This window comes from Streptomyces sp. NPDC028298 (genome assembly GCF_055565895.1).
Genome location: NZ_JBVHTL010000006.1, coordinates 166,528 through 192,375 on the forward strand (window position 1 = coordinate 166,528; position 25,848 = coordinate 192,375).

Annotated in this window: 26 protein-coding genes and 2 pseudogenes; 11 read left to right on the plus strand and 17 right to left on the minus strand. The window is 73.1% G+C overall.

Translation table 11 applies throughout. From position 1 onward, the window contains the following. Positions 1 to 12: 12 nt before the first annotated feature. Together ACZ4TO_RS26370 and ACZ4TO_RS26375 are read right to left on the minus strand one after the other, a co-directional pair. The gene (locus ACZ4TO_RS26370) at positions 13 to 210 is read right to left on the minus strand and encodes a DUF397 domain-containing protein (RefSeq protein ID WP_468025373.1); all 198 of its coding nucleotides are present in this window, start codon (positions 208 to 210) and stop codon (positions 13 to 15) included. Continuing rightward, positions 191 to 1,033, minus strand: a complete 843-nt coding sequence (locus ACZ4TO_RS26375; protein WP_385042367.1) for a helix-turn-helix domain-containing protein — start codon at positions 1,031 to 1,033, stop codon at positions 191 to 193. Before ACZ4TO_RS26375 ends, ACZ4TO_RS26370 begins: the two co-directional genes overlap by 20 nt. A 122-nt stretch (positions 1,034 to 1,155) precedes the next feature. On the opposite strand from ACZ4TO_RS26375, the gene ACZ4TO_RS26380 reads away from it, so the two are divergent. Next, entirely contained in the window at positions 1,156 to 1,362 is a 207-nt protein-coding gene (locus ACZ4TO_RS26380) for a hypothetical protein (protein WP_385042486.1), read from the plus strand. Between the two features lie 36 nt (positions 1,363 to 1,398). On the opposite strand, the gene ACZ4TO_RS26385 is transcribed toward ACZ4TO_RS26380, so the two are convergent. From ACZ4TO_RS26385 to ACZ4TO_RS26400, 4 genes are read right to left on the minus strand one after another with little or no spacing between them, the layout of a single operon-like run. After that, positions 1,399 to 1,986: a hypothetical protein gene (locus ACZ4TO_RS26385; RefSeq protein ID WP_355766795.1), complete on the minus strand. Its 588-nt coding sequence runs from the start codon at positions 1,984 to 1,986 to the stop codon at positions 1,399 to 1,401. Between the two features lie 34 nt (positions 1,987 to 2,020). Beyond that, positions 2,021 to 3,529, minus strand: coding sequence for a PTS transporter subunit EIIC (locus ACZ4TO_RS26390; protein ID WP_468025374.1), 1,509 nt, complete (start codon positions 3,527 to 3,529; stop codon positions 2,021 to 2,023). 16 nt (positions 3,530 to 3,545) lie between these two features. Beyond that, positions 3,546 to 4,481: an N-acetylmuramic acid 6-phosphate etherase gene (gene murQ / locus ACZ4TO_RS26395; RefSeq protein WP_468025375.1), complete on the minus strand. Its 936-nt coding sequence runs from the start codon at positions 4,479 to 4,481 to the stop codon at positions 3,546 to 3,548. Positions 4,482 to 4,519: 38 nt separating this feature from the next. Then, positions 4,520 to 5,440 (minus strand): MurR/RpiR family transcriptional regulator, encoded by a 921-nt coding sequence (locus ACZ4TO_RS26400; RefSeq protein ID WP_382792646.1) that lies wholly within the window; start codon positions 5,438 to 5,440, stop codon positions 4,520 to 4,522. 56 nt (positions 5,441 to 5,496) lie between these two features. On the opposite strand from ACZ4TO_RS26400, the gene ACZ4TO_RS26405 reads away from it, so the two are divergent. Then, the gene (locus tag ACZ4TO_RS26405) at positions 5,497 to 5,892 is read left to right on the plus strand and encodes a hypothetical protein (RefSeq protein ID WP_382792648.1); all 396 of its coding nucleotides are present in this window, start codon (positions 5,497 to 5,499) and stop codon (positions 5,890 to 5,892) included. Next, positions 5,889 to 6,152: a DUF4031 domain-containing protein gene (locus ACZ4TO_RS26410; protein WP_385042370.1), complete on the plus strand. Its 264-nt coding sequence runs from the start codon at positions 5,889 to 5,891 to the stop codon at positions 6,150 to 6,152. Before ACZ4TO_RS26405 ends, ACZ4TO_RS26410 begins: the two co-directional genes overlap by 4 nt. Positions 6,153 to 6,167: 15 nt before the next feature. On the opposite strand, the gene ACZ4TO_RS26415 is transcribed toward ACZ4TO_RS26410, so the two are convergent. From ACZ4TO_RS26415 to ACZ4TO_RS26425, 3 genes and pseudogenes are all read right to left on the minus strand, one after another. Then, positions 6,168 to 7,274 (minus strand): GNAT family N-acetyltransferase, encoded by a 1,107-nt coding sequence (locus tag ACZ4TO_RS26415; RefSeq protein WP_468025376.1) that lies wholly within the window; start codon positions 7,272 to 7,274, stop codon positions 6,168 to 6,170. Between the two features lie 172 nt (positions 7,275 to 7,446). Then, on the minus strand, positions 7,447 to 8,127 hold the full coding sequence (locus ACZ4TO_RS26420) for an HD domain-containing protein (RefSeq protein ID WP_468025377.1): 681 nt from the start codon (positions 8,125 to 8,127) through the stop codon (positions 7,447 to 7,449). Between the two features lie 65 nt (positions 8,128 to 8,192). Beyond that, positions 8,193 to 9,146, minus strand: a pseudogene (locus ACZ4TO_RS26425) (helix-turn-helix domain-containing protein); the annotation flags it as partial. 110 nt (positions 9,147 to 9,256) lie between these two features. Between ACZ4TO_RS26425 and ACZ4TO_RS26430 the strand changes: the two are divergent. Both ACZ4TO_RS26430 and ACZ4TO_RS26435 read left to right on the plus strand, forming a co-directional pair. Beyond that, positions 9,257 to 10,288, plus strand: a complete 1,032-nt coding sequence (locus ACZ4TO_RS26430) for a saccharopine dehydrogenase family protein (protein WP_468025378.1) — start codon at positions 9,257 to 9,259, stop codon at positions 10,286 to 10,288. Between the two features lie 67 nt (positions 10,289 to 10,355). Continuing rightward, a complete protein-coding gene (locus ACZ4TO_RS26435; protein WP_382792662.1) occupies positions 10,356 to 11,033 on the plus strand; it encodes a maleylpyruvate isomerase family mycothiol-dependent enzyme in 678 nt (225 codons plus the stop codon). A gap of 27 nt (positions 11,034 to 11,060) precedes the next feature. On the opposite strand, the pseudogene ACZ4TO_RS26440 reads toward ACZ4TO_RS26435, so the two are convergent. Further along, a pseudogene (locus ACZ4TO_RS26440) lies at positions 11,061 to 11,357 on the minus strand (N-acetylmuramoyl-L-alanine amidase); the annotation flags it as partial. Positions 11,358 to 11,473: 116 nt separating this feature from the next. Between ACZ4TO_RS26440 and ACZ4TO_RS26445 the strand changes: the two are divergent. Then, positions 11,474 to 12,178 carry a copper homeostasis protein CutC gene (locus ACZ4TO_RS26445; RefSeq protein ID WP_385042376.1) on the plus strand — a complete coding sequence of 235 codons (705 nt, stop codon included), beginning with the start codon at positions 11,474 to 11,476 and terminating at the stop codon, positions 12,176 to 12,178. 203 nt (positions 12,179 to 12,381) lie between these two features. Next, positions 12,382 to 13,596: a trypsin-like serine peptidase gene (locus tag ACZ4TO_RS26450; RefSeq protein WP_382792671.1), complete on the plus strand. Its 1,215-nt coding sequence runs from the start codon at positions 12,382 to 12,384 to the stop codon at positions 13,594 to 13,596. A gap of 78 nt (positions 13,597 to 13,674) precedes the next feature. On the opposite strand, the gene ACZ4TO_RS26455 is transcribed toward ACZ4TO_RS26450, so the two are convergent. Then, positions 13,675 to 15,744, minus strand: coding sequence for a HelD family protein (locus ACZ4TO_RS26455; RefSeq protein WP_468025379.1), 2,070 nt, complete (start codon positions 15,742 to 15,744; stop codon positions 13,675 to 13,677). A gap of 436 nt (positions 15,745 to 16,180) precedes the next feature. On the opposite strand from ACZ4TO_RS26455, the gene ACZ4TO_RS26460 reads away from it, so the two are divergent. Further along, the gene (locus tag ACZ4TO_RS26460; RefSeq protein ID WP_382792674.1) at positions 16,181 to 16,375 is read left to right on the plus strand and encodes a hypothetical protein; all 195 of its coding nucleotides are present in this window, start codon (positions 16,181 to 16,183) and stop codon (positions 16,373 to 16,375) included. 148 nt (positions 16,376 to 16,523) lie between these two features. Here the strand turns inward: ACZ4TO_RS26460 and ACZ4TO_RS26465 are convergent, their stop codons facing one another. Together ACZ4TO_RS26465 and ACZ4TO_RS26470 are read right to left on the minus strand one after the other, a co-directional pair. Continuing rightward, on the minus strand, positions 16,524 to 18,170 hold the full coding sequence (locus ACZ4TO_RS26465; RefSeq protein WP_382792677.1) for a DNA repair helicase XPB: 1,647 nt from the start codon (positions 18,168 to 18,170) through the stop codon (positions 16,524 to 16,526). 75 nt (positions 18,171 to 18,245) lie between these two features. Beyond that, complete coding sequence (locus ACZ4TO_RS26470) at positions 18,246 to 20,801, minus strand: helicase-associated domain-containing protein (protein ID WP_382792680.1); 2,556 nt, start codon at positions 20,799 to 20,801, stop codon at positions 18,246 to 18,248. Positions 20,802 to 21,144: 343 nt separating this feature from the next. Here ACZ4TO_RS26470 and ACZ4TO_RS26475 point away from each other — a divergent pair, with 343 nt between their 5' ends. Together ACZ4TO_RS26475 and ACZ4TO_RS26480 are read left to right on the plus strand one after the other, a co-directional pair. Next, positions 21,145 to 22,149, plus strand: a complete 1,005-nt coding sequence (locus tag ACZ4TO_RS26475; protein WP_468025380.1) for a hypothetical protein — start codon at positions 21,145 to 21,147, stop codon at positions 22,147 to 22,149. A 52-nt stretch (positions 22,150 to 22,201) separates the two neighbouring features. Further along, the gene (locus ACZ4TO_RS26480; protein WP_382792685.1) at positions 22,202 to 22,822 is read left to right on the plus strand and encodes an HAD family hydrolase; all 621 of its coding nucleotides are present in this window, start codon (positions 22,202 to 22,204) and stop codon (positions 22,820 to 22,822) included. Positions 22,823 to 22,879: 57 nt separating this feature from the next. Here the strand turns inward: ACZ4TO_RS26480 and ACZ4TO_RS26485 are convergent, their stop codons facing one another. Then, on the minus strand, positions 22,880 to 23,131 hold the full coding sequence (locus ACZ4TO_RS26485) for a hypothetical protein (RefSeq protein ID WP_382792688.1): 252 nt from the start codon (positions 23,129 to 23,131) through the stop codon (positions 22,880 to 22,882). Between the two features lie 197 nt (positions 23,132 to 23,328). On the opposite strand from ACZ4TO_RS26485, the gene ACZ4TO_RS26490 reads away from it, so the two are divergent. Then, positions 23,329 to 23,712: a cold-shock protein gene (locus ACZ4TO_RS26490; protein WP_382792691.1), complete on the plus strand. Its 384-nt coding sequence runs from the start codon at positions 23,329 to 23,331 to the stop codon at positions 23,710 to 23,712. A gap of 40 nt (positions 23,713 to 23,752) precedes the next feature. On the opposite strand, the gene ACZ4TO_RS26495 is transcribed toward ACZ4TO_RS26490, so the two are convergent. The 3 genes from ACZ4TO_RS26495 to ACZ4TO_RS26505 are packed head-to-tail and all read right to left on the minus strand — an operon-like array spanning position 23,753 to position 25,834. Then, positions 23,753 to 24,619: a 1,4-dihydroxy-6-naphthoate synthase gene (locus ACZ4TO_RS26495; RefSeq protein WP_382792694.1), complete on the minus strand. Its 867-nt coding sequence runs from the start codon at positions 24,617 to 24,619 to the stop codon at positions 23,753 to 23,755. Next, a complete protein-coding gene (locus tag ACZ4TO_RS26500) occupies positions 24,603 to 25,301 on the minus strand; it encodes a futalosine hydrolase (protein ID WP_385042487.1) in 699 nt (232 codons plus the stop codon). Before ACZ4TO_RS26500 ends, ACZ4TO_RS26495 begins: the two co-directional genes overlap by 17 nt. A gap of 26 nt (positions 25,302 to 25,327) precedes the next feature. Beyond that, the gene (locus ACZ4TO_RS26505) at positions 25,328 to 25,834 is read right to left on the minus strand and encodes a DUF2771 domain-containing protein (RefSeq protein ID WP_382792697.1); all 507 of its coding nucleotides are present in this window, start codon (positions 25,832 to 25,834) and stop codon (positions 25,328 to 25,330) included. Between the last annotated feature and the right edge of the window lie 14 nt (positions 25,835 to 25,848).

Here is a 25,848-nt window from a genome sequence, read left to right on the forward strand (position 1 = left end):
CCGTCCCTTTTTTCAGAGGTGCGCGACGAAGGCACCCCAGGCTGCGGCGCCGAAGGCGACCACCGGGCCGGGGTTCTTGGAGTCCCGCACGGGGATGACGTTGCCTCGGCTGTCGGCGACCTCCAGGCAGTTCCCGCCCTCGCCCCCGCTGTAGCTGGACTTGTGCCAGGTGGCGGTGGTCAGGTCGCTCTCACGGGTGTTGGTCTCCATGCTCGTAATCCTGCGCCACGGACTCGATCAGGGCCAGCGAGTCCGGTGGTGAAAGGGCCGCGGCCTGGAGGAGGTTGAAGGTGAGGTTGTGGCGGGCGACTGTTGCTGGATCGTCCATCAGCTTCCCCATGTCCGGCCCCTCGACGAACGACAGCGGGGGCGCGTCCTCGAACTCCATCAGCTTCAAAGGGCCGGTCATCGACGCATGGGCTCCGGAACTGAACGGCAGTACCTGGGCAATGATCCGGTGTTGGCGAGCCAGGGCCGTGATGCGCAGGAGGGCCGCTGACATCACCCCGCGACCGCCGACCCGGCGCCGGAGTACGGCTTCGTCCAGAACCACCCACAACAACGGCGTTGTTGGATGGTCGATGAGGCGAGCGCGTTCGAGTCGGGCCGTCACCAGAGCCTCGATCTCGTCGCCCTGCGCCGTCGGCTTGTAGGCGCGGAAGATCTCCTCCGCGTACCCCCGGGTCTGCAACAACCCCGGGATCAGCAGCGTCGCATACTCCCTGATCGCCGCCGCCAAGGCTTCCGCCTCCGCGGCTTCCACGAAGTGATCCGGGTACTTCGACCTCGCCAGCGCCCTGCAATTGCGCTCGAAGAAGCCCCTGGTTCCCAGGATCTCGTCTATCCGGACGGCGTATTCGAGCTGGAGGCGGCGGGTGCCCGACTCCAGTTGGCCGATGAAGGAACCGCTGACGAAGAGCGGTTCGCCCAGTTCGGACTGGCTGAGGCCGGCGTTCTCGCGGGCGTGCCGCAACTCCGCGCCGATCATGGCGCGCGGGGAGGAGGAGGGGTCGAGGTCCTTGGGGTGGGGCATGGCGACTTCCCGTCCAACAGGTGGGGTTGTTGGAGCGCCGACTCTGGCCAGGTTACGGGCACGCCGGTCACGCTGGGTGGTGAAAGGGAACACTCAGCGTGGAGGGATCGGTGGGTATGGAGATGACGTCCGGCGAGGAGTACGCGATCGACGTGCGGGACGGACGGCTCGGCCAGGTGATGGGGCGCGAGGGCGGTCTCGTACAACTGCGGCCGCCAGGCGGGGGGATCGAGTGGGACTGTCCGCCCGAGTCCCTCGGGGAGGCTCCGCCGGGCGAGGTGCTGCGGGCCCGGGTGCGGCGGCTCAACGCGGAGGGGCGGCTGCCCTGACCCGGGGAGGGGGCCCGCTTTCGGGCCCCGGCCTGCCTAGAGATTCCCCATGGGCTCGATGTCGACCTTGACCGGGGTGCCCCAGATACGCAGCACTTCGTAGTCGGTGAACTCGTGGACGAGGCGGTAGGCCATGCCGGGGCGGGGGGCCCGGCGTTCGGCGGCGAGGAAGCGCTCGGCCTCCTGGCGGTCGCGGCGGGGGGTGCCGCACAGGAGCCACGTCTGGCCGTTCCAGACCTCCGGGAGCCAGCGCTGCTGGGGCTGGGGGCGGTCGCCGCGCACCCCGTAGCGGGACATCGTGCGGTCGGGCAGCTCGTCCGGGGCGGGCGCCCGGCCGTGCGTGTACGCGTCGTTGACCTCGGTGCGGCGGGCGGTGCGGCGGCGGGTCTCGCACAGCAGACAGCGGTCCGGGGCGCTCTCGTCCACGGGGCCGTTCGGGTGCTCGGAGCAGCGGGTGGTCGGCTTGGCCGTCGTCACCGTCTCGTCGAGCAGGTCCAGGGCCCGCTTCAGGTCCGCCTTGACCTCGTGCAGCTTGGCGTCGGGGGTGTCGGCGTTCAGGGCGTCGCCGTGCTCCCCGAGCAGCCGCAGAGCACGGCCCAGGGCGGTCAGCTGTGCGTGGTTCATGCCCCCAGCGTCGCACGCGCCACCGACAGCGCGGCTACACGGCGGCCTGTTCCGCCCGCCGGGCCGGTGACCGGCCGTCGCGGCCGCTGTCGAGCCCCCCGTCGGGACCGGTGCCGCGGATGCCGCCGAGGCCGAGGAAGTACGTGGCCGCGAAGCCGACGGCGTACCCCGTCAGCAGACCGCCCGCGTAGATCGCCGCGGTGACGGCGAGGCCCCGGTTGCCGGACAGCAGCGGGAACAGGGCCAGCCCGGAGGGGCCGATGGCGGTCGAGCCGACATGATCGCCCAGCATCGAGAAGAAGCCGATGAACGCGCCGCCCGCCGCCCCGCCCGCGCAGGCCGTGACGAAGGGCCGGCCGAGCGGCAGGGACACCCCGTAGATCAGCGGTTCGCCGACGCCGAGGAGACCGGCCGGGAGCGCCGATCTGATGGTCGTGCGGAGCGAGGTGTCGTGGCGCAGCCGGACGTACACCGCGAGGGCCGCGCCGACCTGGCCCGCGCCGGCCATGGCGAGCACGGGCAGCAGGACGGTGTAGCCCTGCTGCTCGATGAGCGTGGTGTGGATGGGGATGAGGGCCTGGTGCAGGCCGAGCATCACCAGGGGGAGGAACAGGGCGCCGAGGACGAGCCCGGCGAAGGCGCCGGTGGTGGAGAGCAGCCAGGCGGCGGCGGTGCCGATGGCGGCGGAGAGCTCACCGGCCGCGTACATCAGCGCGTACAGCGTCACCAGTCCGGTCAGCAGCACGGTGAGGGTGGGGGTGATCAGGACGTCCAGGGTGGGCGGGACCCAGCGGCGGCACCACTTCTCCACGTACGTCCCGAGCAGGGCGGCGGCCAGGGCGCCCAGGACGCCGCCCTGGCCGGGGGCGAGCGTCACCCCGAGGACGGTGACCTTGGCGACCCCCGCGTACACGACGATCGCGGCCACCGCGCCGCCGAGGACGGGGGTGCCGCCGAACACCTTGGCCGTGTTGTGGCCCACGAAGACGGCGATCAGCGCCATGAACCCGGAGGCGATGGCGGTCAGCGCGGGGGTGAGGCCCCTCAGCACGCCGAGGTTGATCAGCAGGCCGTTGAGGCCGGCGATCACTCCGCAGCCGATCAGGGCCGGGATCAGCGGCACGAAGACGTCCGCGATCCGCCGCAGGAACAGTTTGAGCGGGGTGGCGTTGCGCCGGGAGCGGGCGGCCTTCAGTTCGGCGCCGCGCAGCGCGAGCCGGTCCGCGGTGGTCGTGGGTCCGCCGGCGGCCGGTTCCGCGCCGGCCGCCGGTTCCGTGTCGTGCGGGGCGTCCGCCAGCAGGGCCTCGAACGCGGGCGTCACGCGGGCGACCGTGCCGGGGCCCAGGACGATCTGGCAGGAGCCGTCGTGCGTGACGAGGCCGAGGACGGCCGGCAGGGCCCGCAGGCCCTGCTCGTCCATCAGGCCGGGGTTCCGCAGACCCAGCCGGAGCCGGGTCATGCAGTGGGTGACGGTGAGGACGTTCGCGGGACCGCCCACGAGGGGGAGGATCGCCGCTGCTGTGGTGGAGTCGGGGATGCTCACCCCCCGAGCGTGCTGGTCAGCCGGCCGAAGCCGCCAGCGCGGCGCGCAGATGGCCCCCTGACTGCTCCAGAAGGCGGGCGGCGGTGGGACCGTCGACTCCGCCGAGGATCGTCAGGATGGCGTTCTTCACCTCGCCGTCCGTCGCGGCGAGCGCGTGCTCGATCTCCTCGTCGGAGGCCCCGGTGGCGAGCTCGACGATGCGCCGGGAGCGGGCCCGCAGCTTCTCGTTCGAGGCCCGGACGTCGACCATCAGGTTCCCGTACGTCTTGCCGAGCCGGATCATCGTGATCGTCGAGAGCATGTTCAGGACGAGCTTCTGCGCGGTGCCGGACTTCAGCCGGGTCGAGCCCGTGAGCAGTTCGGGGCCGACCACGACCTCGATGCCGTGATCCGCGGCGGAGGCGAGCGCGCTGTCCGCGTTGCACGACAGGCCGATCGTGAGGGCACCCTGTTTGCGGGCGTGCTCGACCGCGCCGACGGCGTACGGGGTGCGGCCCGAGGCGGAGACCCCGACCACGGTGTCGTCGGCCGTCAGCGCGAGTGCGTCCAGGTCGGCCACCGCGAGTTCCGGCGAGTCCTCGGCGCCCTCGATCGAGGTGACCACGGCGTCGGGGCCGCCCGCGATCAGGCCCACGACCCGGGAGGGATCGGTGTTGAACGTGGGCGGGCACTCGGAGGCGTCCAGGATGCCGAGGCGGCCCGCGGTGCCGGCGCCCGCGTAGATGAGGCGGCCGCCGCGGGCCATGCGTTCCGCGATGCCGTCGATCGCGGCGGCGATGCGCGTGAGCTGCGCGGCGACGGCCGCGGGCACCGTCGTGTCCTCGCCGTTCATGATCCGCGCGATCTCCAGCGTGGACAGCCGGTCGATCTCCGACAGTTCGGGGCGGAACGCCTCGGTGGTCAGCGTCTCCAACTCTGCTCGAAGATCGCCGTGGTTGGACATGGAGGTCATGGAGAGGCGGCTCTTTCCGATGAGGTCGTGCGGAGCGGCTACCGGCCGCCGCGCGGGGAGTGGCGGTGCGCGAGGGCCTCGTACGAGGCGGACAGCGCGGGTGCCGCCGTGTCGTAGGTGCGCTGGGCGACCCCGACGAACAGACAGTCCACCACCAGGAGCTGGCTGGTCCGCGACGACATGGCCGCCGGACGCAGCTCGCTCTCACGGGCGGCCGAGGTGGTCAGGACGTGGTCGGCGTACTGCGCGACCGGTCCGCCCGGACGGCCGGTGACCGCCACCGTCGTCGCCCCGTGCTCGAAGGCGACGCGGAGCGGTTCGATGACGTCGCCGGTGGAGCCGGAGTGCGTGACGGCTATCGCCACGTCCTTCGCGCGCAGTTGGACGGCGCTGGTCACCGCGAGGTGCGGGTCGATGTGCGCGAAGGCCATGACCCCGATCCGCATGAGTTTCTGCTGGAGGTCCTGGGCGACCAGCCCGGAGGCGCCGACGCCGTAGACGTCGACGCGGCGGGCGGCGGCGATGGCGGCGACGGCCGCGCCGAGCTGGACGGTGTCGAGCGCGGCGGCGGTGTCGGCGAGGGTCTGCTGCTCGTCGTAGGCGAGCTTGGCGACGACGTCGGCGATCGGGTCGTCGACCGCTATGTCCGCGGTGACGGCGGGGGCCCGGCCCGACTGCTGCTGGGCGGCGAGCCCGGCGAGCGCGAGGCGCAGGTCCCGGTATCCGGGGTAGCCGAGGAGGCGGGCCGTGCGCACGACCGTGGCCTCGCTGGTGCCGGTGAGCTCGGCGAGTCCGGTGACCGTGAGGGCCGCGCATCCGGCCGGGTCACCGGCGACGGCCTCGGCGACCCGCTGCATGCTGCGTGTCATCGAGGGGGCGAGGGTCCGCACCTTGGCCGCGAGGGCCGCGGGGGCGGGGGGTGCCTCACCCGCGAAAATTTCCTTCACGTCATGGGTCACACCATGAAAGATATTTTCCTTTGGGGTGAACGGTCAAGGGTGCGCACAATAGGGACATGAACCCCTCCGGCACCCCCCTCAGCCCTCTGGAGCAGGCGTTGCACGCGGCACGCGCCCGTGTGCTCGCCGACCTGATAGCGGGCCAGGTGGCCGAGGCGGACGTCGTCTCCCTGGTCGAGGACTCGGTGGTGCAGCGCCGCTGGTGGGTCGAGCAGTGGCCGGACGGCGTCGAGTTCGTCGCCGGGCTTGTCGCCCAGGACGTCCAGGACGCGCTCCTTGAGCGGCACGGACGATGGCCGCTGTGCCCGGTGTGCACCTCCGGCGGCCCGCACGCCCTGGACGTCGAGCCCGAACTGGGCCCCGACCCGCACTGGGTGTGCCACGAGGCCGGCGTGAAGATCTCCCCGGTCGGCTCGCTCGGCTCGGCGACCGGCACGAACCCGCCCTCGTGACCGTCTACATCGATCCGCCCACCTGGCCGGGACACGGCCGTGTCTGGTCCCACCTGATCAGCGACGTCTCCTACGACGAACTCCACGCGTTCGCCGAGGAGCTGGGCGCGCCCCCGCGGGCCTTCGAGCGCGACCACTACGACATCCCCTCGCACCGCTACGCCGACGCGGTTGCCGCCGGAGCGGTGCAGGTCAGCAGCCGTGAGGTCGTACGGCTGCTGCACGGCGCTGGGCTGCGCCGCCGCAAGCGCGCGCGGTGAACCGGGCGGGGCCGTTCAGGCCTCGCGGGAGTACAGCCTCAAGGACGTCTCCCAGTCGTGCAGTTCGTGGGCGGCCCGCTCCACCTCCTCGCTCGCCCGGGTGAAACCGGCGCGGGCGATGACCCGTTGCGAGGGGGCGTTGTCCTGCTCGATGGCGGCGAACAGGAGCTTGACGTCGTCGCGGGCGAGGGCGGTCTCCGCCAGGGCGCGCAGGGCCTCGGTGGCGTAGCCCCGGCCGCGGGCGTTCTCCGCGAGGTCGTAGCCCACCTCGGCGCGCCCCTCGTCGTCGGGCACTCCGTGGAAGCCGATCGCGCCGACCGCGCGTCCGTCCTCGCGCCGTACGAGCACGAACATCCCCCACTCCGGCCGGTGCACCCCCTTCTCGTAGGAGCTCGCGACCATCCCCGCGGCATCCCGGGTGCCGTGGAACGGGCCGCCCTCGATCCATTCGAAGCCGCCCGTGCCGCCCTCGCGCAGCTCGGCGGCGGCGGCCGGGGTGACTCCCTGGAGGGTGAGCCGCTCGGTGCCGATCACCAGGTTGTTGTTCCAGCGCCACTCGGTGACCGGTTCGCGGCCGGGCAGGTCGCCGCGCCCGGTGGCCCACAGGAGGGTGTCCCACGGGGCGTCGGGCTCGGGCCGCACGTGCGGGAAGATCCGGGTGAGGACCCAGGCGCACAGCTCGGCCGGCGGCTCGTACGGCAGGCCGAGCCCCTCGGCGATGTCGTATGTGTGCAGCAGGGCCTCGGCGATCCCCATCGCGGCGAAGCCCTCGCGGTTCGCGCTGCGGAACGGGTACGGGTGGAAGGCGCGGACCTCGCGCGGGGTCGTGCGGACGGCGGCGGCGAGCAGGGCGCCGGTCGTCTCGATCACGTCGACGACGCCCGCGTTGTCCGCGCCGTCCTCCATCGTGATCTCGAACGGTACGTAGGCCGTGGTGGCCCGGCCGGCCAACTGTCCGGCGTACGCGATGAGATCACTGGCGATGTGCTCGGCGGTCCGCCGGCAGTCCCACTCCAGGCGTCCCGCCCGTACCCCGTCCCAGTCGTGTCCGGCCGCCGCCCGCAGCAGCGTGGCGCAGCTCGCGACGGCTTCCTCGATCCGGTCCCCACCCGTGTCAGTCATGCGGCCGAGGATAGGTCGGATCGCCCGGCCGGACCTACGGGATTACCCGCCGGACCGCGGTACCGCCTGACGGGGCTGGATTTTCGCGGCCGGAGGGACTGCGGCCCTCCCGCCGGAGGGACTGCGGCCCTCCCGCCGGAGGGGCTGCGGCCTTCCCGCCGGAGGGGCCGGGTCATTCGGTCGTCAGTGTTGTCAGTTCGGTCTCCATGTTCCGGCGGGCCGGAGTGGTCCAGGTGCGCTGGCCGTAGGTGGTCCTGAACAGCGCGGGCAGAGCCAGGAGTTGGCGGAGAACCGCCGCACGGCCCACGCGGAAGGCGTCGTCGGGCACGAACGCGTACTCCTCGCGGACGGCGGCCGTGTAGGCGGCGTACGCGTCCGGGGGCGAGGCCAGGATCGCGAGATCCGCGTCGCACAGGACGGCGCCGTCGGTGTCGTCGTCGGCGGGGTCGTGCGAGACGGTGAGGCGGACGAGCCGGGCGACCTCGGCCGTGCGCTCCGGGGCGACGCCCAGTTCGTCCAGCGCGCGTTCCGCGAGCCGGGCGGACCGCTCCTCGTTCTCCGAGCGGTCCGGGAGGTACACGGCGTCGTGGAACCAGGCCGCCAGGCGCACGGCGGCCGGATCGCCGGCGCGCTCCCCGTGGGCCTCCAGCAGGTCGATGTGGTCGAGGACCGCGAGGAGATGGCCGGTGGTGTGGTACCGGCGCCGGGGTTCGGCCCAGCGGCCCAGCAGGTTCTCCGCGTAGGGCCCCGGCGCGGGGCCGGACCCGTCACCGCCCCGTGCGGCCAGGACGGTGTCCGCCCAGCGCTGCGTCAGGTCCTCGTGGGCCGGGTGGCGGTTGCTCTCTGCTGCCATGCGTCCATTGTCCCCGCCGGACTCCCCGCTGCCGGACTCCCCGTCGTGGTGCCGTCCGTGGTGCTCCCGGCCGCCGGGCCCGTCCGCGAGCGGAAGGTGCGGCGGTAGGCGTCCGGAGGCACGCCCACCGTGCGGTTGAAGTGCCGGCGCAGTGTCGTGGCGGTTCCCATGCCGGTGGCCGCCGCGACGGCGTCGATGCCCGCGTCGGTGGTCTCCAGCAACTCCTGGGCGTGGCGGATCCGTTGGGTCAGCAGCCACTGGAGCGGGGTGGTGCCGGTCACCGACCTGAAGTGGCGGCCGAGCGTGCGTGAGCTCATCCGCGCCCGGCGGGCCAGGTCCTCCACGGTCAGCGGACGGTCCAGCCGCTCGATGACCCAGGGGAACAGCTCGGCGAGCGGGTGGTGGTCGGGGGCGGGCACCGGGGTGCTGACGAACTGGGCCTGGCCGCCGTCCCGGTGCGGGGGCACGACCAGGTTGCGGGCGACGGTGTTGGCGACGGAGGACCCGTGGTCGAGGCGGACGAGGTGCAGGCACAGGTCCATGGCGGCGGCCTTGCCCGCGGAGGTCAGCACGCCGCCGTCGTCCACGTAGAGGACGTCCGGGTCCACCCGTACCCGGGGATGGCGGTCGGCCAGCGCGCGGGTGTGCGCCCAGTGCGTGGTCGCCCGCCTGTCGTCCAGCAGTCCGGCGGCGGCCAGGACGAACGCGCCGGTGCACAGGGACGCCACCCGCGCACCCGCCTCGTGGGCCGCGCGCACCGCGTCGACGAGGTCGGCCGGCGGCTCCCGGTCCACGTCCGCCCAGCCCGGGACGATCACCGTGTCGGCTTCGGGAAGCCGGTCGAAGCCGTGGTCGGGCTCCAGCCGGAACGGGCCGACGCGCACTGCCCTCGGCCCGCAGACCGCGAGGTCGTACCAGGGGACCCGGACGGCGTCCGGCGCGGAGCCGAAGACCTCGCAGGCCAGGCCCAGTTCGAAGTGCAGCATCCCGTCGGTGACGGCCAGCGCGACAGAGGTCATGTCCGGAATTGTATGGGGCGTGTCGTTCCGGACACTCGTGCCGGGCGTCCGCCCTCGCCAGGATGTCCTTACGGATCACGGCAGTTCACTTCGAGTACGGGGGAGGACCCATGAAGTCGGGTCAAGCGGTGACGGTGTTCGGCGCGTACGGGCACACCGGCCGGTTCGTGGTGGCCGAGCTGCTGGAGCGCGGGTTCGTCCCGGTCCTCTCCGGGCGGGACGCCGAGAAGCTGAAGGACCTGGCCACCGAGTGGCCGGGCCTGGACGTCCGCCCGGCCACGGTCGGGGACCCGGCGTCCCTCGACCACGCGCTGACCGGTGCCGTCGCGGTGGTCAACTGCGCCGGACCCTTCGCCACGACGGCCGCCCCCGTGATCGAGGCGGCCCTGCGCGCCGGGATCCCGTACGTGGACGTGGCGGCCGAGATCGAGGCCAACCTGGACACGTTCACGCACTTCGCCGAGCGGGCCGAGGCGGCGGGAGCGGTGATCGTCCCGGCGATGGCGTTCTACGGCGGTCTCGGCGACCTGCTCGTCACCGCCGCGATGGGCGGGTGGACGGCGGCCGACGAGGCCCACGTCGCGTACGGGCTGAGCGGCTGGCACCCCACTCCCGGGACGCGTGCCGCGGGCGCGGTCTCCCGGGAGCGGCGCGGCGGCCGGCGCGTCCGCCACACGAAGGGGCGGCTGGAGTACGTCCACGACACCCCGCCCACCCTGGAGTGGCCGTTCCCCGAACCGACGGGTCCGCGCGCCGTCATCGGGGAGTTCTCGATGGCCGACGTGGTCACCGTGCCCAGCCACCTCGCCGTCCCCGAGGTGCGCACCTACATGACCGTCGAGGCGGCCGGGGAACTGGCGGCCCCGGACACCCCGGCCCCGCGCGCGGCCGACGAGCGCGGACGGTCGGAACAGACCTTCGTCGTCGACGTCGTGGTGCGCTCCGGTGAGGCCGAACGCCGGGCCGTGGCGCGGGGCCGGGACATCTACGCCGTCACCGCGCCGCTCGTGGTGGAGGCCCTCGACCGCATCCTCACCGGACGCACCCGGACGACCGGCGTGGCCTCCGCCGGCGCGATCTTCGACGCCCCGGACTTCCTCCGCGCACTGTCCCCGCACATCTCCGTCGAACTGCGCGGGTAGCGGGCGGACGCGCGCCGAGCCCCCGCGGACGCCGGAATTTCCGGACGGCGCCCCCTAGCGTGGAGTCATGATTCCTCAAGACGCACACGATGTACGGGACCCGGAACTGCCCGGTCTGCTCCTGCGCACCGAGCGCGACGCGCTGATCCCGCTGCTGCGGGCCCGCCCGGAGGACGACTTCTCCCGTCCGACGCCCGGGTGCCCGGCGTGGACGGTGCGGGACGTGCTGGCGCACTGCTCGGCCGTGCTCACCCGGGTCGTCGAGCGCCGTTTCGAACCGGGGGTGTTCGAGCCCGAGTCCAACGACCGCGACATCGCCGAGCGCGCCGACTGGCCGACTGAGCGGGTGATCGACGAGCTGGAACGCGGGATGACCGAGGCGGGCCCGGCGATCGCCCGGACCAGGGGCGCCCTCGACGCGGTCGCGCTCGGCGAGTGGATCCACGCCGGAGACGTGCGCGAGGCGTTCGGTGAACCCGGCGCCTACGAGGGCGAGGGACTTCCGCACGCCCTCGCCCTCCTGGTGCGCCACAGCCGGGAGAGCGGCCGGGTGCCGCTGCACGCCGACGTCGACCAGCTCGACGACCCGCTGCTCCTGGGCGGCGTCCCCGGCGACCGCCCCCCGGCCCGGTACATCGGCGGCGCCGCGACCCTCGTACGGCTCTGCTCGGGCCGGCCGGTCCCGAAGACGACGGTCTACGAGCTGGTGGGGGCGCGGGAGGAGGAGCTCAACCTGTTCGGGTGACCCGGCCGGAGGCCGACTGGGCCCCGGCTATTTGAGATACACGAGCCCGTCGGCCGTGACCGTGGGACGGCCGCCGGTCCCGACGACCACGAGCTTCACCGTGTGCCTGGCGGCGGCGGTCCAGGTCGTCGCCCAGACGGCGTCGCGGTACTTCGTGGTCGTCGACCTCAGGTCCAGGGTGGTGGTCTTCCTGCCGTCCACGTACACGTACACCTGGCCTGAGGTCGCGGCGCGCGAGACCACCAGGGCCGCCGAGCGCCCGGTGAACGTCCAGGTTGGTGACGCGTTCTTCGCGGAGCTGCCGTACGACCCGCCGCCCGGGTACCGTCCACCGAAGCAAGATCAACTACAGCGCCGGACGCGATCTTCTCGCGCCCCCGTCCCCGCCCGCGTACTCTTGGATTGGACTAGACCTATAGCGGCCCAAGGGAAGAGGTCCGATGACTGAGCGGAAGAGCGCGGTCCTGGAGGTGATCGCCCTCGGCGTGGAGGACGCGGTCGCCGCTCAGGCCGGCGGAGCGGACCGGCTGGAGCTGGTCACGGACATGGCGGCCGACGGGCTGACCCCGTCGGTGGAGACCTTCGCCGGGATCCGTGCTTCCGTCGACATCGCGCTGCGCGTGATGCTGCGCCTGTCCGACGGCTTCTCGGCGGGCGGCCCCGCGGGCGTCGACGCACTCGTCCGGGCCGCGGGCGAACTGCGGGCCGCGGGCGCCGACGAGTTCGTGCTCGGCTTCCTCGACGAGCACGGCGGTCCCGACCTGGCCGCCGTGGAGCGGATCGTCGCCGAACTGGACGGCTGCCGCTGGACGTTCCACCGCGCGATCGACCGCGCCGCCGACCGGGACGCCCTGCGCAAGCAGCTCGCGGACCTGCCCGGCCTGGACGCCTATCTGACCGCCGGGTCCCCTGCGGGTGTCGACGACGGGCTCTCCGTCCTCGCCGCCGAGGCCGCCCGCCGCGGTGAGCCGGGGTACGAGCCGCGGATCATGGTCGGCGGCGGACTGCGCCTGGACCATCTGCCGGAGCTGCGCGCGGCGGGCCTCGACGCCTTCCACATCGGCGGCGCCGCACGTCCGGACGGATGGGCGGGGCCGGTCTCCGCGGAGTCGGTACGGCAGTGGCGGACCGCCGTCGACGCGTAGGCGGCCGCTTCTCCGGCCGGAGAGGTCACGGATCCATCTCCGCCTCGTAGTTGTTGTGTTGTGAGAGTCACGCGTCGATCACCGCGCGGCTTTTTGCGTGCATATTTGACCTGCCCCGATCGGCCGGGGCATGACAATCACACGTATGTGCGTGCCGGCGAACGCGGTGCGGCAGCACAGCAGCATCAGGGGGACGGGGCTTCATGCCATCCATACGCAGCCGCACGCTCGCGGGGGCGGCCGCCGTGATCGCGGCCGTCATGATCACCACCACGGCCTGTGACGGCAAGAAGGACGACGAGGGGGCCGCCGCGCGGCCCTCGTCGTCCGCCCAGGCCGACAAGGGCGTCGACACCGGCCAGGACGACGGCTCCGCCTCGCTCGGCGGCTACAAGCTGCCCGACGGCATTCCCACCGAACTCGGCGGCGCCGCCCTGGACAAGTGGAAGAACGGCGGGTGGCAGGACTACAGCGACTGGGCCTCCAAGGCGGAGGACTTCGCCAACCCCTACATCAAGGACTTCTGGTCGCCGGAGAAGATGGCCCGGGCCAAGGCCAGCATCCCCCTCGTCCGGGCGGGCAGCACCAGTTCGGGCTCGGGCAGCGGCGCCACCTCCTACCTGCCCGACGGCAAGGTCACGAAGCAGACCGCCGCCAAGGTCAGGGGCACCTACCACCACTACGCCCCGCCCGTCGGCAAGATGTTCTTCTCCTCGCCCCAGGGCAACATGGTCTGCTCGGCCGCCGTCGTCACCGACCCGGCGCACCCCGGCAAGTCCAACCTGGTGTGGACCGCGGGCCACTGCGTGCACGCGGGCAAGGGCGGCGGCTGGTACCGCAACATCGCCTTCGTCCCCTCGTACAACAACAGCGCGAGCCTGAGCAGCCGTCAGATCACCGACCCGCGCGCCACGTCGGTCTCCCCGTACGGCGTCTGGTGGGCCGACTGGGCCACCACCTCCTCCCAGTGGATGCAGGGCGGCGGCCACACGGGCAACGCGGCCTCCGGCTACGACTACGCCGTGCTCCACGTCAAGCCGGAGAGCGGCGGCAAGTCCCTTCAGGAGCGGCTCGGTTCGGCCCTGCCGGTGTGGTTCGGCGCCCCGGCCGCCAACAAGGTCAAGTCGATGAAGGTCCGCGGCTACCCGGCCGAGTCGCCCTACGACGGCTCGAAGATGTACGACTGCCACGGCGCCACCAAGCGGTTCGTGCTCGCGAGCAACGTCCCCGCCCAGTACATGATCGGCTGCACCATGAACGGCGGCGCGTCCGGCGGCCCCTGGTTCCTGAGCCACGACGGCCGGACCTACCTGGTCTCCAACAACTCCCTGAGCGACCGCAAGACGTTCATCACCGGGCCACGCCTCGGCGAGAACGCCAAGCAGGTCTACCTGGCGACCAGCCGGAAGTTCAAGTAGCCCCACGCGTAAGGCGGTTCACGGCCCCCGGCATCCGTGCCGGGGGCCGTCGGCGTCCGTGCCGGGGCCGCCGGGCGGTCAGCCGAGTTCGGCCGGGAGCGGCGCCGCGTGGGTCACGATCAGCCCTGAGACCGCCCGGGTGAGCGCCACGTACAGGCGGCGCAGACCGGTGCGTTCGTCCGGCTCGCCGTCGACGACGGCACCCGGCTCGTCCAGCACCACGTAGTCGTACTCCAGGCCCTTGGCGAGGGAGGCCGGCACCAGCGTCAGCCGGGTCTCGGCCGTCGTCTCCTCGCCCGGACCGATGTACGTCCGCCCGGCCGCCGTCAGCGCCTCGGCGAGCACCGGGACCCGGGCGTCGGCGGCGATCAGTCCGACCGACCCCTCCCGGTCCAGCAGCTCCTCCACCGCGGCCAGGACGTCGGCGTCCGCCGTACGCGCGCGCACCTCGAAGAAGCCCGGGTTCTCCCGCACCGAGGCGACCGGCGTGAGACCGGGCGCGATGTGCGGCAGCAGCCGGGACGCGTAGGTGATGACGTCCGTGGGGACACGGAAACCCGCGGTCAGCTCCTCGACGACCGCGTCGCCCTTGCCCAGATGTCCGAGGGCCTCCTCCCAGCTCCGGGTCGCCCACGGGGTCGTCCCCTGCGCCAGGTCCCCGAGCATGGTCGCCGACCCCGTCGTGCAGCGCCGGCCCACGGCGCGGTACTGCATCGGGGAGAGGTCCTGCGCCTCGTCCAGCACCACGTGCCCGAGGGAGTGCGTGCGCTGGACCAGATCGGTGGCCTCGTCGATCAGCACGGCGTCGGCGGGCGACCACTTCGCGCTCTTCACGCTGCGCACCGGCTTCGCCCAGAGGATCTCCTTCTGCTCGGCCTCGTCCAGCAGCCCCTCCGCGTGCTCGGCCAGGAACTCCGCGTCGCTCAGCAGCCGCAGCACCAGCTTCGCGGGGTCGACCTGCGGCCACATCGCCTTCACGGCGGCCTTCACGGCGGGGTTGCGGGCGACGGCGTCCTGTACCCGGTCGTCCGGCGCCTCACCGGAGCGCTCCATCTGGACCAGCACGGCGTGCGCGATCCGCTGCGGAAGGGCCTGGTGGGCGGCGCCGTAGCGGATGTCCCGGTCGAGCAGCTCCCGGACGATCTCCTCCAGCTCGTACGCGGGAACGCGCCAGCGCCGCGACCCCCTGACCACCACCACGGGCTCGGTCGGGACGGTCACGTGCGAGCGCACGGCCCGCCGCAGCACCTCGGCCATCCGGGCGTCGCCCTTGATCACGGCCGCCGGGGCGTCGTCGCTCCCGCGCACCTCGACGTGCGCGACGAGGTCGTCGACGGTCGCCTGCTTGACCTCCAGCTCACCGAGCGCGGGGAGGACCTGCTCGATGTAGTGCAGGAAGGACTTGTTCGGCCCGATCACCAGGGTGCCGGTGCGGGCGAGGCGGTCCCGGTGCGCGTACAGCAGATAGGCGACCCGGTGCAGGCCGACGGCGGTCTTCCCGGTGCCGGGACCTCCCTGCACACAGACCGAACCGGACAGCCCGGACCGTACGATCTCGTCCTGCTCGGGCTGGATGGTCGCCACGATGTCGCGCATCGGGCCGACACGCGGGCGCTCGATCTCCTGCTGGAGCAGCTTGCTGGTGGCCGCGGCCTCGGCCGGGTCGGAGAGGTGCTCGTCCTCGTACGCCGTGAGCTCGCCGCCGGTGTAGCCGAACCGCCGGCGCAGCCCGACGTCCATCGGGTCCTTCTTCGAGGCCCGGTAGAACGGCTGCGAGACCGGCGCGCGCCAGTCGATCACCATCGGGTCGCCGTCGGCGTCGTGGACATGCCGTCGCCCGATGTAGAACCGCTCGCCCTCGGCGCCCTCCGCCAGATCGGAGCCCGGGGCGTGCAGATAGTCGAGGCGGCCGAAGAACAGCGGGGTGTGGCTCAGATCGGCGAGGGCCTTGATGCGCTCGGCGATCTGGCGGTGCAGGACCTCGGCGTTCACCCAGTTCGCGGTGACGTCGCGGATGTCGAGGTTCTCCGCGTCCTCGCGCATCGCGCGGAGCGCCGAACGGGACCGGGTGAGGTGGGAGCGTTCGCGGGAGAGGGGATCGTCGGACTCGGAAGGGGCGCCGGACGGACCGTCGGACAGGGTGGACACGGGGAATTGCCTCCGGGAAACCTGCTGTGGGGGTGCTGCGGAAGTGCCGTGGTGCTTCTGGCGGTGCTGCGCGAGTGATGCAGATCGTGAATCGCCACGGATTCCGTCGGGATTCCGCAGGGAATCCCTGCGGAATCCGCGGTGATTCCGGGTGCCGTCCGGTTTCCGGCCGGGCGGCGGCACTCCGTCGAGGGAGGCGGGCAAGAGCGAAGATTCTAGGCGAAGGATGGATGCCGGGGCCAATGGTTTTTTCCGGCGCCCGCGCACCGCGTTCCTCCGGCGCCCCCGGACGTCTCAGGGTCGGGCCCGGGAATCCCTAGGGGGCGGGGTCCGTCGTGAGGTGTACGGCGGAGAGGCCGAGCCGTACCTGAGGGGTGGGCGAGGTTAGGCCCATGGACCGACGCCGTTCGGGTCGGGGTGGCCGCACCATGGAGATATGAGCGCAGCCACTTTCACCCCAGGTCCTGCCCATCCCGGGCCGGTCGCGCGTGGCGCGACGGCCGTCACCTCCATCCAGCACCGCCATCGCCTCGGCGACGCCCTGAAGGCCGTCAAGGTGTTCGGGCGCGCGGCCATCGGAGTCGTCCTGCTCGGCGAGTACGGCGAAGAAGCGGGCGTACGACGCCGCTGAGGTTTCTCCCCGGGCCCACCAGAACTCCGGTCCGGGCCCCTGACAGCGGGCCCGGCCCCGTCGTTCCACCGCCTCGGGGCTCCGCCCCGGGCCCCGCTCCTCAATCGCCGGAGGGGCTGAATCTTCCCCGGCCGGGGCTGGAAGACCGCTACTCGGTGTCTGTCAGTACCTCGTCGGCGTCCATGATCCGGTAGGCGTAGCCCTGTTCCGCCAGGAAGCGCTGGCGGTGGGCCGCGAAGTCCTGGTCGATCGTGTCGCGGGCGACCACGGAGTAGAAGTGGGCCTGGTGGCCGTCGGCCTTCGGGCGCAGGACGCGGCCCAGACGCTGGGCCTCCTCCTGGCGGGAGCCGAAGGTTCCCGAGACCTGGATGGCCACCGTGGCCTCCGGCAGGTCGATGGAGAAGTTCGCGACCTTGGACACGACGAGCACGCTGATCTCGCCCTCACGGAAGGCGTCGAACAGCTTCTCCCGCTGAGCGTTGCTGGTCTCGCCCTTGATCACGGGCGCGTTCAGATGCTCGCCCAGCTCGTCGAGCTGGTCGATGTACTGGCCGATCACCAGGATCTGCTGGCCCGCGAACCTGCGGACCAGCGCCTCGGTCACCTTCCGCTTGGTCGCGGTGGTGGCGCAGAAGCGGTACTTCTCCTCGTTCTCCGCGGTGGCGTACGCGAGCCGTTCGGAGTCGGTGAGGTTCACCCGCACCTCGACGCAGTCGGCCGGCGCGATGTAGCCCTGCGCCTCGATCTCCTTCCAGGGCGCGTCGAACCGCTTGGGCCCGATCAGCGAGAAGACGTCCGACTCGCGCCCGTCCTCGCGTACCAGCGTGGCGGTCAGCCCCAGCCGGCGCCGGGCCTGGAGGTCGGCGGTGAACTTGAACACCGGGGCGGGCAGCAGGTGCACCTCGTCGTAGAGGATCAGCCCCCAGTCGCGGGAGTCGAACAGCTCCAGGTGCGGGTAGACGCCCTTCCGCCGGGTCGTCAGCACCTGGTAGGTGGCGATGGTGACCGGACGGATCTCCTTGCGGGTGCCGCTGTACTCGCCGATCTCGTCCTCGGTCAGCGAGGTCCGCTTCACCAGCTCGTGCTTCCACTGCCGGGCGGAGACCGTGTTGGTGACGAGGATGAGCGTGGTCGCCTTGGCCTCCGCCATCGCACCGGCCCCGACGAGCGTCTTGCCCGCGCCGCAGGGCAGCACGACCACACCGGAGCCGCCGTGCCAGAAGTTCTCCACGGCCTGGCGCTGGTAGGGCCGCAGCGCCCAGCCGGTCTCGTCGAGCTCGATGGCGTGCGCCTCGCCGTCCACGTACCCGGCGAGGTCCTCGGCCGGCCAGCCCAGCTTCAGCAGGGTCTGCTTGATCTGACCGCGCTCGGAGGGGTGCACGGCCACGGTGTCCGGGTCGATCCGGTTGCCGACGAGCGGTGCGATCCGCTTGGAGCGCAGCACCTCCTCGAGGACGGGCCGGTCGGTGGTGGTCAGGACGAGCCCGTGGGCCGGGTGCTTGCTCAGCGTGAGGCGTCCGTAGCGGTCCATCGTCTCGGCGATGTCCACGAGCAGCGCGTGCGGGACCGGATAGCGGCTGAACTCCACCAGCGCGTCCACGACCTGCTCGGCGTCGTGCCCGGCGGCCCGCGCGTTCCACAGGCCGAGCGGGGTCACCCGGTAGGTGTGGATGTGCTCGGGCGCCCGCTCCAGCTCGGCGAAGGGGGCGATGGCCCGACGGCAGGCGTCGGCCAGATCGTGATCGACTTCCAGCAGCAGCGTTTTGTCGGACTGGACGATGAGGGGTCCGTTCACACCCGTCCCTTTCTGCGTGGCGGCACCCGGCGCGGATGCTCGGCCAAACGTCCAGTGTGCCCTACCGGCGGGCGGTCACGGCTGGTCGTCGGCGAGCTCCGCGACCCCCGTGACCCGATGCAGCGGATACGTGCGGACCTCGTCCGCCGTGTGGTCGTACGCCGTCACGAAGCCGCCCTCGACCCGGATGGGGGCGATGACGCGCTGGCTGGCGGCGCCCTCGGCGTTCACGTAGCCGATCCACACCGCCTCGCCCGTCATGACGGCGGCCTGCATGGTCGCGAGGGTCTCGGCGGAGCTGGTGCGGGGCAGGGCGCCGTCACCGGGACGCCCGGCGGCCGGGTCCTCCTTGCGCGGGGCCGTGGAGGCGAGGTCCCCGGCGCGGATCGCGCGGATCGCGGCGCCGAGGAGCGTGGCGTCGGGGACCGGCGGGCCGTCCGGGACGGGCTCGGGCGCCGTGCGCGGCGGGGTGCGGTGGGCGTGCGCCCGGCTGATCAGCACATCGCCCTCCGCCGACTCGGCGGCCGGCGCGAAGCCCATCGTGCGCAGACCGGCGAGGAGCGTCGTCGGGTCGGTCTGCGCGACCAGCACCGTCGGCGCGATCCGCCGCGCCCCGAACTCCTGGGAGCGCTTGTCCGCGAGGATCTCGTTGAGCACCGCCTCGTCGTCGCAGCGGACGTACGCCGAGGCCGCCCCGATCCGCAGATGACCGTGCCGGCGGGCCATGTCGTCGATCAGGTAGGCGAGGGGCTGCGGGACGGGCGTACGGGAGTGGGCGGCGAGGAAGGCGTGCAGGTCGGACGCGGAGCGGCCCGCGTCGAGCGCCCGGCGCACCGAGGCCGGGGTGAAGCGGTAGACCGTGGCCCCGCCCTTGGACTCGACGTCCGCGAGCACCCCGAGCGTGTCCGCCAGCGGACGCTCCAGCGGGCCGGGCGCGACCGCCGTCAGGTCCGCCTGGAGCAGGACGTGGTCGAGCGGCTCGGGCAGCAGCGGCGCGAGGAGCGCGGCGGCCCGGGTCGCCGCCGCGGCCCGCTCGGCGGGGGAGGGCGTCACGGCGGCCGTCACGGCGGAGGCCGCGGGGAGGTGCCGCCTGTGCGCGGGAAGCTTGGCGCCCGGACCGTCCGGCTCCGCCGCCCGCGCGCCCGCGGAGGAGGGCAGGCCCAGCAGCGCCCGCCCCTGGGCGGACAGCGCGCCGCGGCCGGTCACCCCGAGCAGCTCCGCCTCGGAGAGCGTCCAGCGGGCCAGCCGGGCCCGCAGGTCCTCCGGTGAGGGCCGGGTGCCGCGCGAGGGCCGCTCCCAGTACAGCCGGGCCAGGAGCGAGTCCGGGTCGGGGGAGGCGCCCTCGGGAAGTTCGGCGAGCAGGGCGAGGACGCGGTGACGGACCTCGGGTGCCGCGGAGCGGTCGAGGTTCGGGCCGAGCGCCGAGAGCGTACGGTCCTTCGCGTCCCGCCCGCCGACGAGACCGGACGTGCGGGTCGCCGCGAGCCAGGCGGTGGCGAGCCGCGCCCAGCGCTCCGCCGCGGGCAGCTCCAGCCACGCGTCGTACACGGGCGTCGCCGCGTACCGTTCGTCCGCCTCGCCGTCCGAGGCCAGCAGGCCCGCCGCGTAGGCGAGTTCCACCCAGAACGCGGCGACCGGTTCGGGGACGTCGAGCGCCACCGCCGTCCGCTTCAGGTCCCGCACGCTCAGACCACCCGCGCGCAGCACGGCGGGGCCGCCCTCGTGCCAGTCCTTCAGCAACTCCTCGACGGTCGCCAGCGTCGTGTACGCCTGGCCGGCCGCGGCGGCGTCCACAGCCTGTGGACGGTGGGCCGTCGCGGTCCCGACCGCGGGTGCCACCGGTTCGGTCACCCGGTGCGCGCGGCCCGCCCGCAGATGCAGGGCGACCTCCCGGGGCAGCACGACCGTGCCCGGCGCCGTCGGCAGCAGCAGCCCCCGTGCGATCAGCCAGCGCAAGTGCGCCGCGGGTTCGGCCGTCACCTGCCCGTACGGCGGACCCCACACCAGCCGGGACAGCACCTCCACCGCCTCGGCGGGTGCCTCGTCGAGCAGCGCCGACATCCGTCTCCGGTCGTCGAACAGGGCGCTCAGCGAGGCCACCGCCGACACGGAGTCGTGGGTGGACGCCAGCCCCGCCGCGGTCACGATCTCCTGGATGCGCCCCGGCGACATGCCCGCCGTGGCCTCGCCGACCGTCGGCCCGAGCCCCGTGGGGGACGGGTGCTGGGGGGAGGGGGCGAGCAGTTCACGTGCCGTGCGGACGAGCCGGAGCCGGTCGTCGGCCCCCCACAGGAGGGCCTGCTCGCGCAGCGTCCCGAGCGCGTGCGGGAAGGCCGCCGTGACCGCCGGGTCGGCGTCGTCGCCCGCCAGCAGCCCGAGCAGTTCGTCGTACGTCGCCGGTTCCCGCGCCACCGCCAGCGCCTCGGCCGTCTGGAGCGTGAAGCGGTCCAGGCGCTCCAGGGCGCGCACGACCGACGCCCGGGTGCCGGCCCGTGTGGCGAGCTGGGTGAGATCCGTGGGGACGGGGGTGATCAGGTCCGGCCGGGACCGCAGGAGGGCGGACAGCGAGGCGTCGTCCCGCGCGCGGAGTGCTTCCGCCAGGGACCGCGGGGCGGTCGTCTCGGGGCTCATCCTGTCAACGGTAGCGGGTGGCACGCCCGCCGGACCCGGCCCCCGGCCGCCGGACCGCCGGGCAACCACGCGATCCAGGACCTGTCCTCCCATTCCCGCCCACCCCGACACCCCGCCGGCCTCCCGGCGGCGGGCTCTTGGCGTCCGGCGCGCCTCCCGGCGGCGGGCTCCGGCGTCCGGCCCCGTCCCGCCTTCCCCCTCCCGGCTCCGACTCCCGCATCCCCCGGCGACACGGGGTGTCTCGCACGGCAGGCCGAGCCCCGGACCGGACGCTCCCGCGCCGGGGAGAACCGGTACCGTCTCCCCACGGGGTATCCAACGCACGCGCCCCGGAGGGGACTTCGTGGGGATCGAGAGCGACCAGCTTGTCTTCGACTACCTGAGCCGGGTCGGCGACCTGGCCCAGCAGCGCCAGTTGCCGTCGGCCACCCGCATGCGCCTGGTCACGGAACTGCGCGAGGAGATCGGCCGCCGCCGGGCCGGAACCGGCGCCGACACCCCCGCCGCAGTCCGCCGCATCCTCGACCGCCTCGGCACCCCGGACGAGATCGTCGCGGCGGCCGGACGGGGCACGGGCGGCGGGCCGGACACCCCGACCCGGGCCGCCGTGCCCTCCCCGCGCGCCGCCGAACCCGAGGAGCGCCCCAAGGGACTGCGCCGCGTCGTCCCCCGCCCCCGCCCGGCCCAGGAGCGGCCCGCCGAGAGCACCGGCGCCGACGTGCCGTCCCCGCCCCATCTGGCGAGCGCGGCCGAACTGGGCGACAGCGCCACCCGGCCCGACTGGTGGCGCTCCACCGACAGCCCCTTCGGACTCGGCGACAGCGTGCCCGGATTCGTCGGCGGCGTGGAGATCCCCGAACTGCTCAAGCCGCCGCCCGAGGACAAGGACGGCGGTCCCGACAAGGAGACGGGCCCGGCCGAGGAGACGGCGGCACCGGACCCCGAGGACGAGCCGGCCGCCGAGGCCGCCACCGCGCGCCGCCCGCTCCGGCGGCTGCTCCCGCGCCTCGGCGGCTACACCAACCCGCTGCTCCTGCTCGCCGCCGCCCTCCTCGTCGCCGGCGCGGTCCTCGGCAACTGGTTCGCGCTCGGCCTCGGCTGGCTCATCGCCTACGGCTCGCGCCGGCTGAGCCAGGCGGAGTCGAAGTGGGCCGTCCTCGTCCTGCCGGGACTGTCCGCCACGGCCGGCATCCTCTGGCTCTGGGGCCGTTCGGACGGACGGTGGGGCGACCCCGTCGCCGAGGGCCACATGAAGGAGGCGATGGCCGAGACCTGGCCCTTCGTCGTCCGCGGCGCGGCGATCGCCTCGGCCCTGTACCTGGTCTGGCGCTCCCAGCGCAGGCGCTGACGCCCGGCCGCCGCGAAAAGGCGTGGACCGTCCTCCGGGAGGTCTGGGCACAATGGCGCATATGACCTCACCTGCGCTGACCGTCGGCTTCGACCTCGACATGACCCTGATCGACTCCCGCCCCGGGATCCACGCCTGCTTCGAGGCGATGGCGGCACGGACGGGGACGTACATCGACTCCGACCTGGTGGTCACGCGGCTCGGGCCCCCGCTGGAGCAGGAACTCGCCCACTGGTTCCCGGCCGAGGACATAGCGGCGACGGCCGACCTCTACCGCGCGATGTACCCCGAGTACGCGATCACCGGCTCGCTCGCGATGCCCGGCGCCCGCGAGGCCGTCGCGGCGGTCCGGGCGGCGGGCGGCCGCGCGGTCGTCGTGACGGCGAAGTGGGAGCCCAACGCCAGGCTGCACCTGGACCACCTCGGCATCGACGCGGACGACGTCGTCGGCAGCCTGTGGGCCGAACAGAAGGCGGTCGCGCTGCGCGAGCACGGCGCGAGCGTGTACGTCGGCGACCACACCGGCGACGTACGCGGAGCGCGTACGGCCCAGGCGTACAGCGTGGCCGTGGCGACGGGGCCGTGCGACGCGGAGGAACTGCGCGCGGCGGGCGCGGACGTCGTCCTCGGCGATCTCACGGAGTTCCCGGCCTGGCTGGAGAACCACCGCTGAGGGCACGCCGGACCCGGCAACGGCCGGAGACGCCGCTGCCGTGGGGAAAGGCCGCCGTCAGGAACGGGCGGCCCGGGCGCGGCGGCGGCCCTCGGCGGCGGACTGGAGCACGCCCGCGGCGGCCAGCAGGAATCCGACACCCATGAGCATGCTCAAGCCGAACATGTAGAACGGAAAAGGCTTCGTGCCGAGCAACAGCGGGGCCACGGTGACCAGTGTGGCCAACGCTCCGATGAAGAACACGATGGCACCGGCACGGATCAGCCCGTCACCGGCTTCGGCGGAATTCGCTTGGGTTTTGTCACGCACCCCACCAGGGTAGTTCCCTGCGCGAAGGAACAATCCGACGACGTCTTGTCACGAGCCGACGGACCATTAGCCTTGGTACCGGCGGGTCGGCGGACCCGCTGTAGTGCTATCCAGAGGCGTTTAACGGGCAGTTGCCCCTGCAACCACCCGAGCCGTTCCCCGAGAAGTTTCCGACGAGTACGAGGACGAGGACAGACGTGCCCACCGGCAAAGTCAAGTGGTTCAACACCGAGAAGGGCTTCGGCTTTCTCTCCCGTGACGACGGCGGCGACGTCTTCGTCCATTCCTCGGTCCTGCCCGCCGGAGTAGACGCCCTCAAGCCCGGCCAGCGTGTCGAGTTCGGCGTCGTCGCCGGTCAGCGTGGCGATCAGGCCCTCTCGGTGACCCTTCTGGAACCGACCCCGTCGGTCGCGGCCGCCCAGCGTCGCAAACCGGACGAACTGGCGTCCATCGTCCAGGACCTGACGACCCTGCTCGAGAACATCACACCCACCCTCGAACAGGGCCGCTACCCGGAAAAGACCTCCGGAAAGAAGATCGCCGGCCTGCTGCGCGCGGTCGCCGACCAGCTCGACGTGTGATCCCCGGGCGAGGACCTGATCCCCGGGCGAGGACCGGGGATCAGGGAAACGCCAGCGCGTCCGGTCCGAGGGGCGGCACCAGCCCCTCGGCCGCCGCACGGGTGAGCAGTCCGCGGACGGCCGCGTATCCGGGCTCGCCCAGATCGGCCGTGAACTCGTTGACGTACAGGCCGATGTGCTGGTCCGCGACGCCCGGGTCCATCTCCTGGGCGTGCTCCAGGACGTAGGCGCGGGAGGCCTCGGGGTCGTCCCAGGCGGCGCGGACGGAGGCGCGGGCGGCCTCGGCGAGCTCCAGGAGCCGCTCGGCCCCCAGCGACCGCCTGGCGATGATCGCGCCCAGCGGGATCGGCAGCCCGGTGGTCCGCTCCCAGTGCTCGCCCATGTCGGCGAGCTTGTGCAGCCCGTAGTCCTGGTACGTGAAACGCGCCTCGTGGATGACGAGCCCCGCGTCGACCTTCCCGTCCCGCACGGCCGGCATGATCTCGTGGAACGGCATGACCACGATCTCGCCGACCCCGCCGGGAACGGTCTCCGCCGCCCACAGCCGGAACAGCAGGTACGCCGTCGACCGCTCGCTCGGCACGGCGACCGTACGGCCCGTGAGGTCGGTGCCGCCGCCTTCCTTCGTCAGGACCAGCGGACCGCAGCCGCGCCCGAGCGCGCCGCCGCACGGCAGCAGCGCGTAGTCGTCGAGGACGTACGGCAGCACGGCGTACGACACCTTCAGCACGTCGAACTCGCCGCGCTCGGCCATGCCGTTGGTGATGTCGATGTCCGCGAAGGTCACGTCCAGCGCGGGCGCGCCCGGGACGCGGCCGTGCGCCCAGGCGTCGAAGACGAACGTGTCGTTGGGGCAGGGCGAGTAGGCGATCCGCAGGGCTTCGGCGGATTCAGGCAGTGCGCTCATGTGGGTTCCAACTCTCCAGGAGGGGCCCCAGCTTCCCGAATGCCTCGGTGAGGGCCCCGAGGGCTTCGCCGACGCGCCACGCGGCGCGGTCCCGCGGCCCGACGGGATTGGACACCGCGCGGACCTCCAGCACCGGCACGCCGTGCGCGCCGGCCGCCTCGGCCACCCCGAAACCCTCCATCGCCTCGGCGAGGGCGCGCGGGTGCCGGGCGCGCAGTTCGGCGGCGCGTGCCGCGCTGCCGGTCACCGTCGACACGGTGAGGACCGTGCCGGCGCGGGCTCCGGTGACGGCCGCGACCTCTCGTACGAGTGATCTTGGAGGCCGGTGGCTGACGGTCCCGAAGCCGAGCTCGGTGACCGGGAGGAACCCCTCCGGCGTCTCGGCGCCCAGGTCCGCCGCGACGATGTCGTCGGCCACCACGAGCGAGCCCACGGGCGCGCCGGGCTGGAACCCGCCGGCGATCCCCGCGCAGACGACGAGGCCGTAGGGCGCGCCGTCGAGGGCGGCGGCGGTCAGTGCGGCGGAGACGGAGGCGGCGGCGAGGGCGGGGCCGACACCGGCGGCGAGCAGATCGAGCCCGCCGGCCCGGTGGAGCGTCGCCCCCGGAAGCCGTATCTCCCGCGCCGTGCCGGACGACGCCGCGGCCACCGCTTCCCGCTCCACGGAGACGGCGGTGGCCACGAGCACCCTCGGCCCGGCGGCGGCGATCAGTTGTCCGTGTCCTTCTTGAACTTGAACGTCCACAGGCCCTTGACCGTCTTGTCGCCCTCCTTGATGGAGACGAGCGTCGAGGTGCCGGTGGCGCCGTACTGCTGGTTGAAGAAGACGCTGCCCGGAATGGTCATGTACGTCTTCGTGGAGTAGTCGGGCAGAAGCTGCTGCCCGTTCATGAGGATCGTCCAGCCGCTGTCCGCGATCTTCGGGTCCACGCCGAACCGCACGGTCTCGTCCGGGTCGACGGTGATGGACTTGACGTCCTTGGACCGCAGGCAGTCCGTCAGGTCCGCGGTCTTCACGGGGTCGCCGTCGTTGTAGCAGTCGGTCTCGGTGCTCACCGACTTGTCGCCGACCGTGACGGTGGCCAGCGGGGTCGGCTTGTCGCAGGCGGACAGGGCGAGGAGTCCGGCGGAAACGGCGCCGACAGTGGCGACGGCGCGGCGACGGCGCGCAGCGCCTTGTCCATTGGCGGCTCTGCCGCGGGGCAGGGAGGTCATGACCGAAGGCTATC

What these genes read in the sequence shown, in the direction of transcription:
- ACZ4TO_RS26370 (WP_468025373.1), bottom strand. Translation starts at nt 210, where the DNA reads ATGGAGACCAACACCCGTGAGAGCGACCTGACCACCGCCACCTGGCAC.
- ACZ4TO_RS26375 (WP_385042367.1), bottom strand. Translation starts at nt 1,033, where the DNA reads ATGCCCCACCCCAAGGACCTCGACCCCTCCTCCTCCCCGCGCGCCATG.
- ACZ4TO_RS26380 (WP_385042486.1), top strand. Translation starts at nt 1,156, where the DNA reads ATGACGTCCGGCGAGGAGTACGCGATCGACGTGCGGGACGGACGGCTC.
- ACZ4TO_RS26385 (WP_355766795.1), bottom strand. Translation starts at nt 1,986, where the DNA reads ATGAACCACGCACAGCTGACCGCCCTGGGCCGTGCTCTGCGGCTGCTC.
- murQ (WP_468025375.1), bottom strand. Translation starts at nt 4,481, where the DNA reads ATGACCTCCATGTCCAACCACGGCGATCTTCGAGCAGAGTTGGAGACG.
- ACZ4TO_RS26405 (WP_382792648.1), top strand. Translation starts at nt 5,497, where the DNA reads ATGAACCCCTCCGGCACCCCCCTCAGCCCTCTGGAGCAGGCGTTGCAC.
- ACZ4TO_RS26415 (WP_468025376.1), bottom strand. Translation starts at nt 7,274, where the DNA reads ATGACTGACACGGGTGGGGACCGGATCGAGGAAGCCGTCGCGAGCTGC.
- ACZ4TO_RS26420 (WP_468025377.1), bottom strand. Translation starts at nt 8,127, where the DNA reads ATGGCAGCAGAGAGCAACCGCCACCCGGCCCACGAGGACCTGACGCAG.
- ACZ4TO_RS26430 (WP_468025378.1), top strand. Translation starts at nt 9,257, where the DNA reads ATGAAGTCGGGTCAAGCGGTGACGGTGTTCGGCGCGTACGGGCACACC.
- ACZ4TO_RS26435 (WP_382792662.1), top strand. Translation starts at nt 10,356, where the DNA reads ATGATTCCTCAAGACGCACACGATGTACGGGACCCGGAACTGCCCGGT.
- ACZ4TO_RS26445 (WP_385042376.1), top strand. Translation starts at nt 11,474, where the DNA reads ATGACTGAGCGGAAGAGCGCGGTCCTGGAGGTGATCGCCCTCGGCGTG.
- ACZ4TO_RS26450 (WP_382792671.1), top strand. Translation starts at nt 12,382, where the DNA reads ATGCCATCCATACGCAGCCGCACGCTCGCGGGGGCGGCCGCCGTGATC.
- ACZ4TO_RS26460 (WP_382792674.1), top strand. Translation starts at nt 16,181, where the DNA reads ATGAGCGCAGCCACTTTCACCCCAGGTCCTGCCCATCCCGGGCCGGTC.
- ACZ4TO_RS26470 (WP_382792680.1), bottom strand. Translation starts at nt 20,801, where the DNA reads ATGAGCCCCGAGACGACCGCCCCGCGGTCCCTGGCGGAAGCACTCCGC.
- ACZ4TO_RS26480 (WP_382792685.1), top strand. Translation starts at nt 22,202, where the DNA reads ATGGCGCATATGACCTCACCTGCGCTGACCGTCGGCTTCGACCTCGAC.
- ACZ4TO_RS26495 (WP_382792694.1), bottom strand. Translation starts at nt 24,619, where the DNA reads ATGAGCGCACTGCCTGAATCCGCCGAAGCCCTGCGGATCGCCTACTCG.
- ACZ4TO_RS26505 (WP_382792697.1), bottom strand. Translation starts at nt 25,834, where the DNA reads ATGACCTCCCTGCCCCGCGGCAGAGCCGCCAATGGACAAGGCGCTGCG.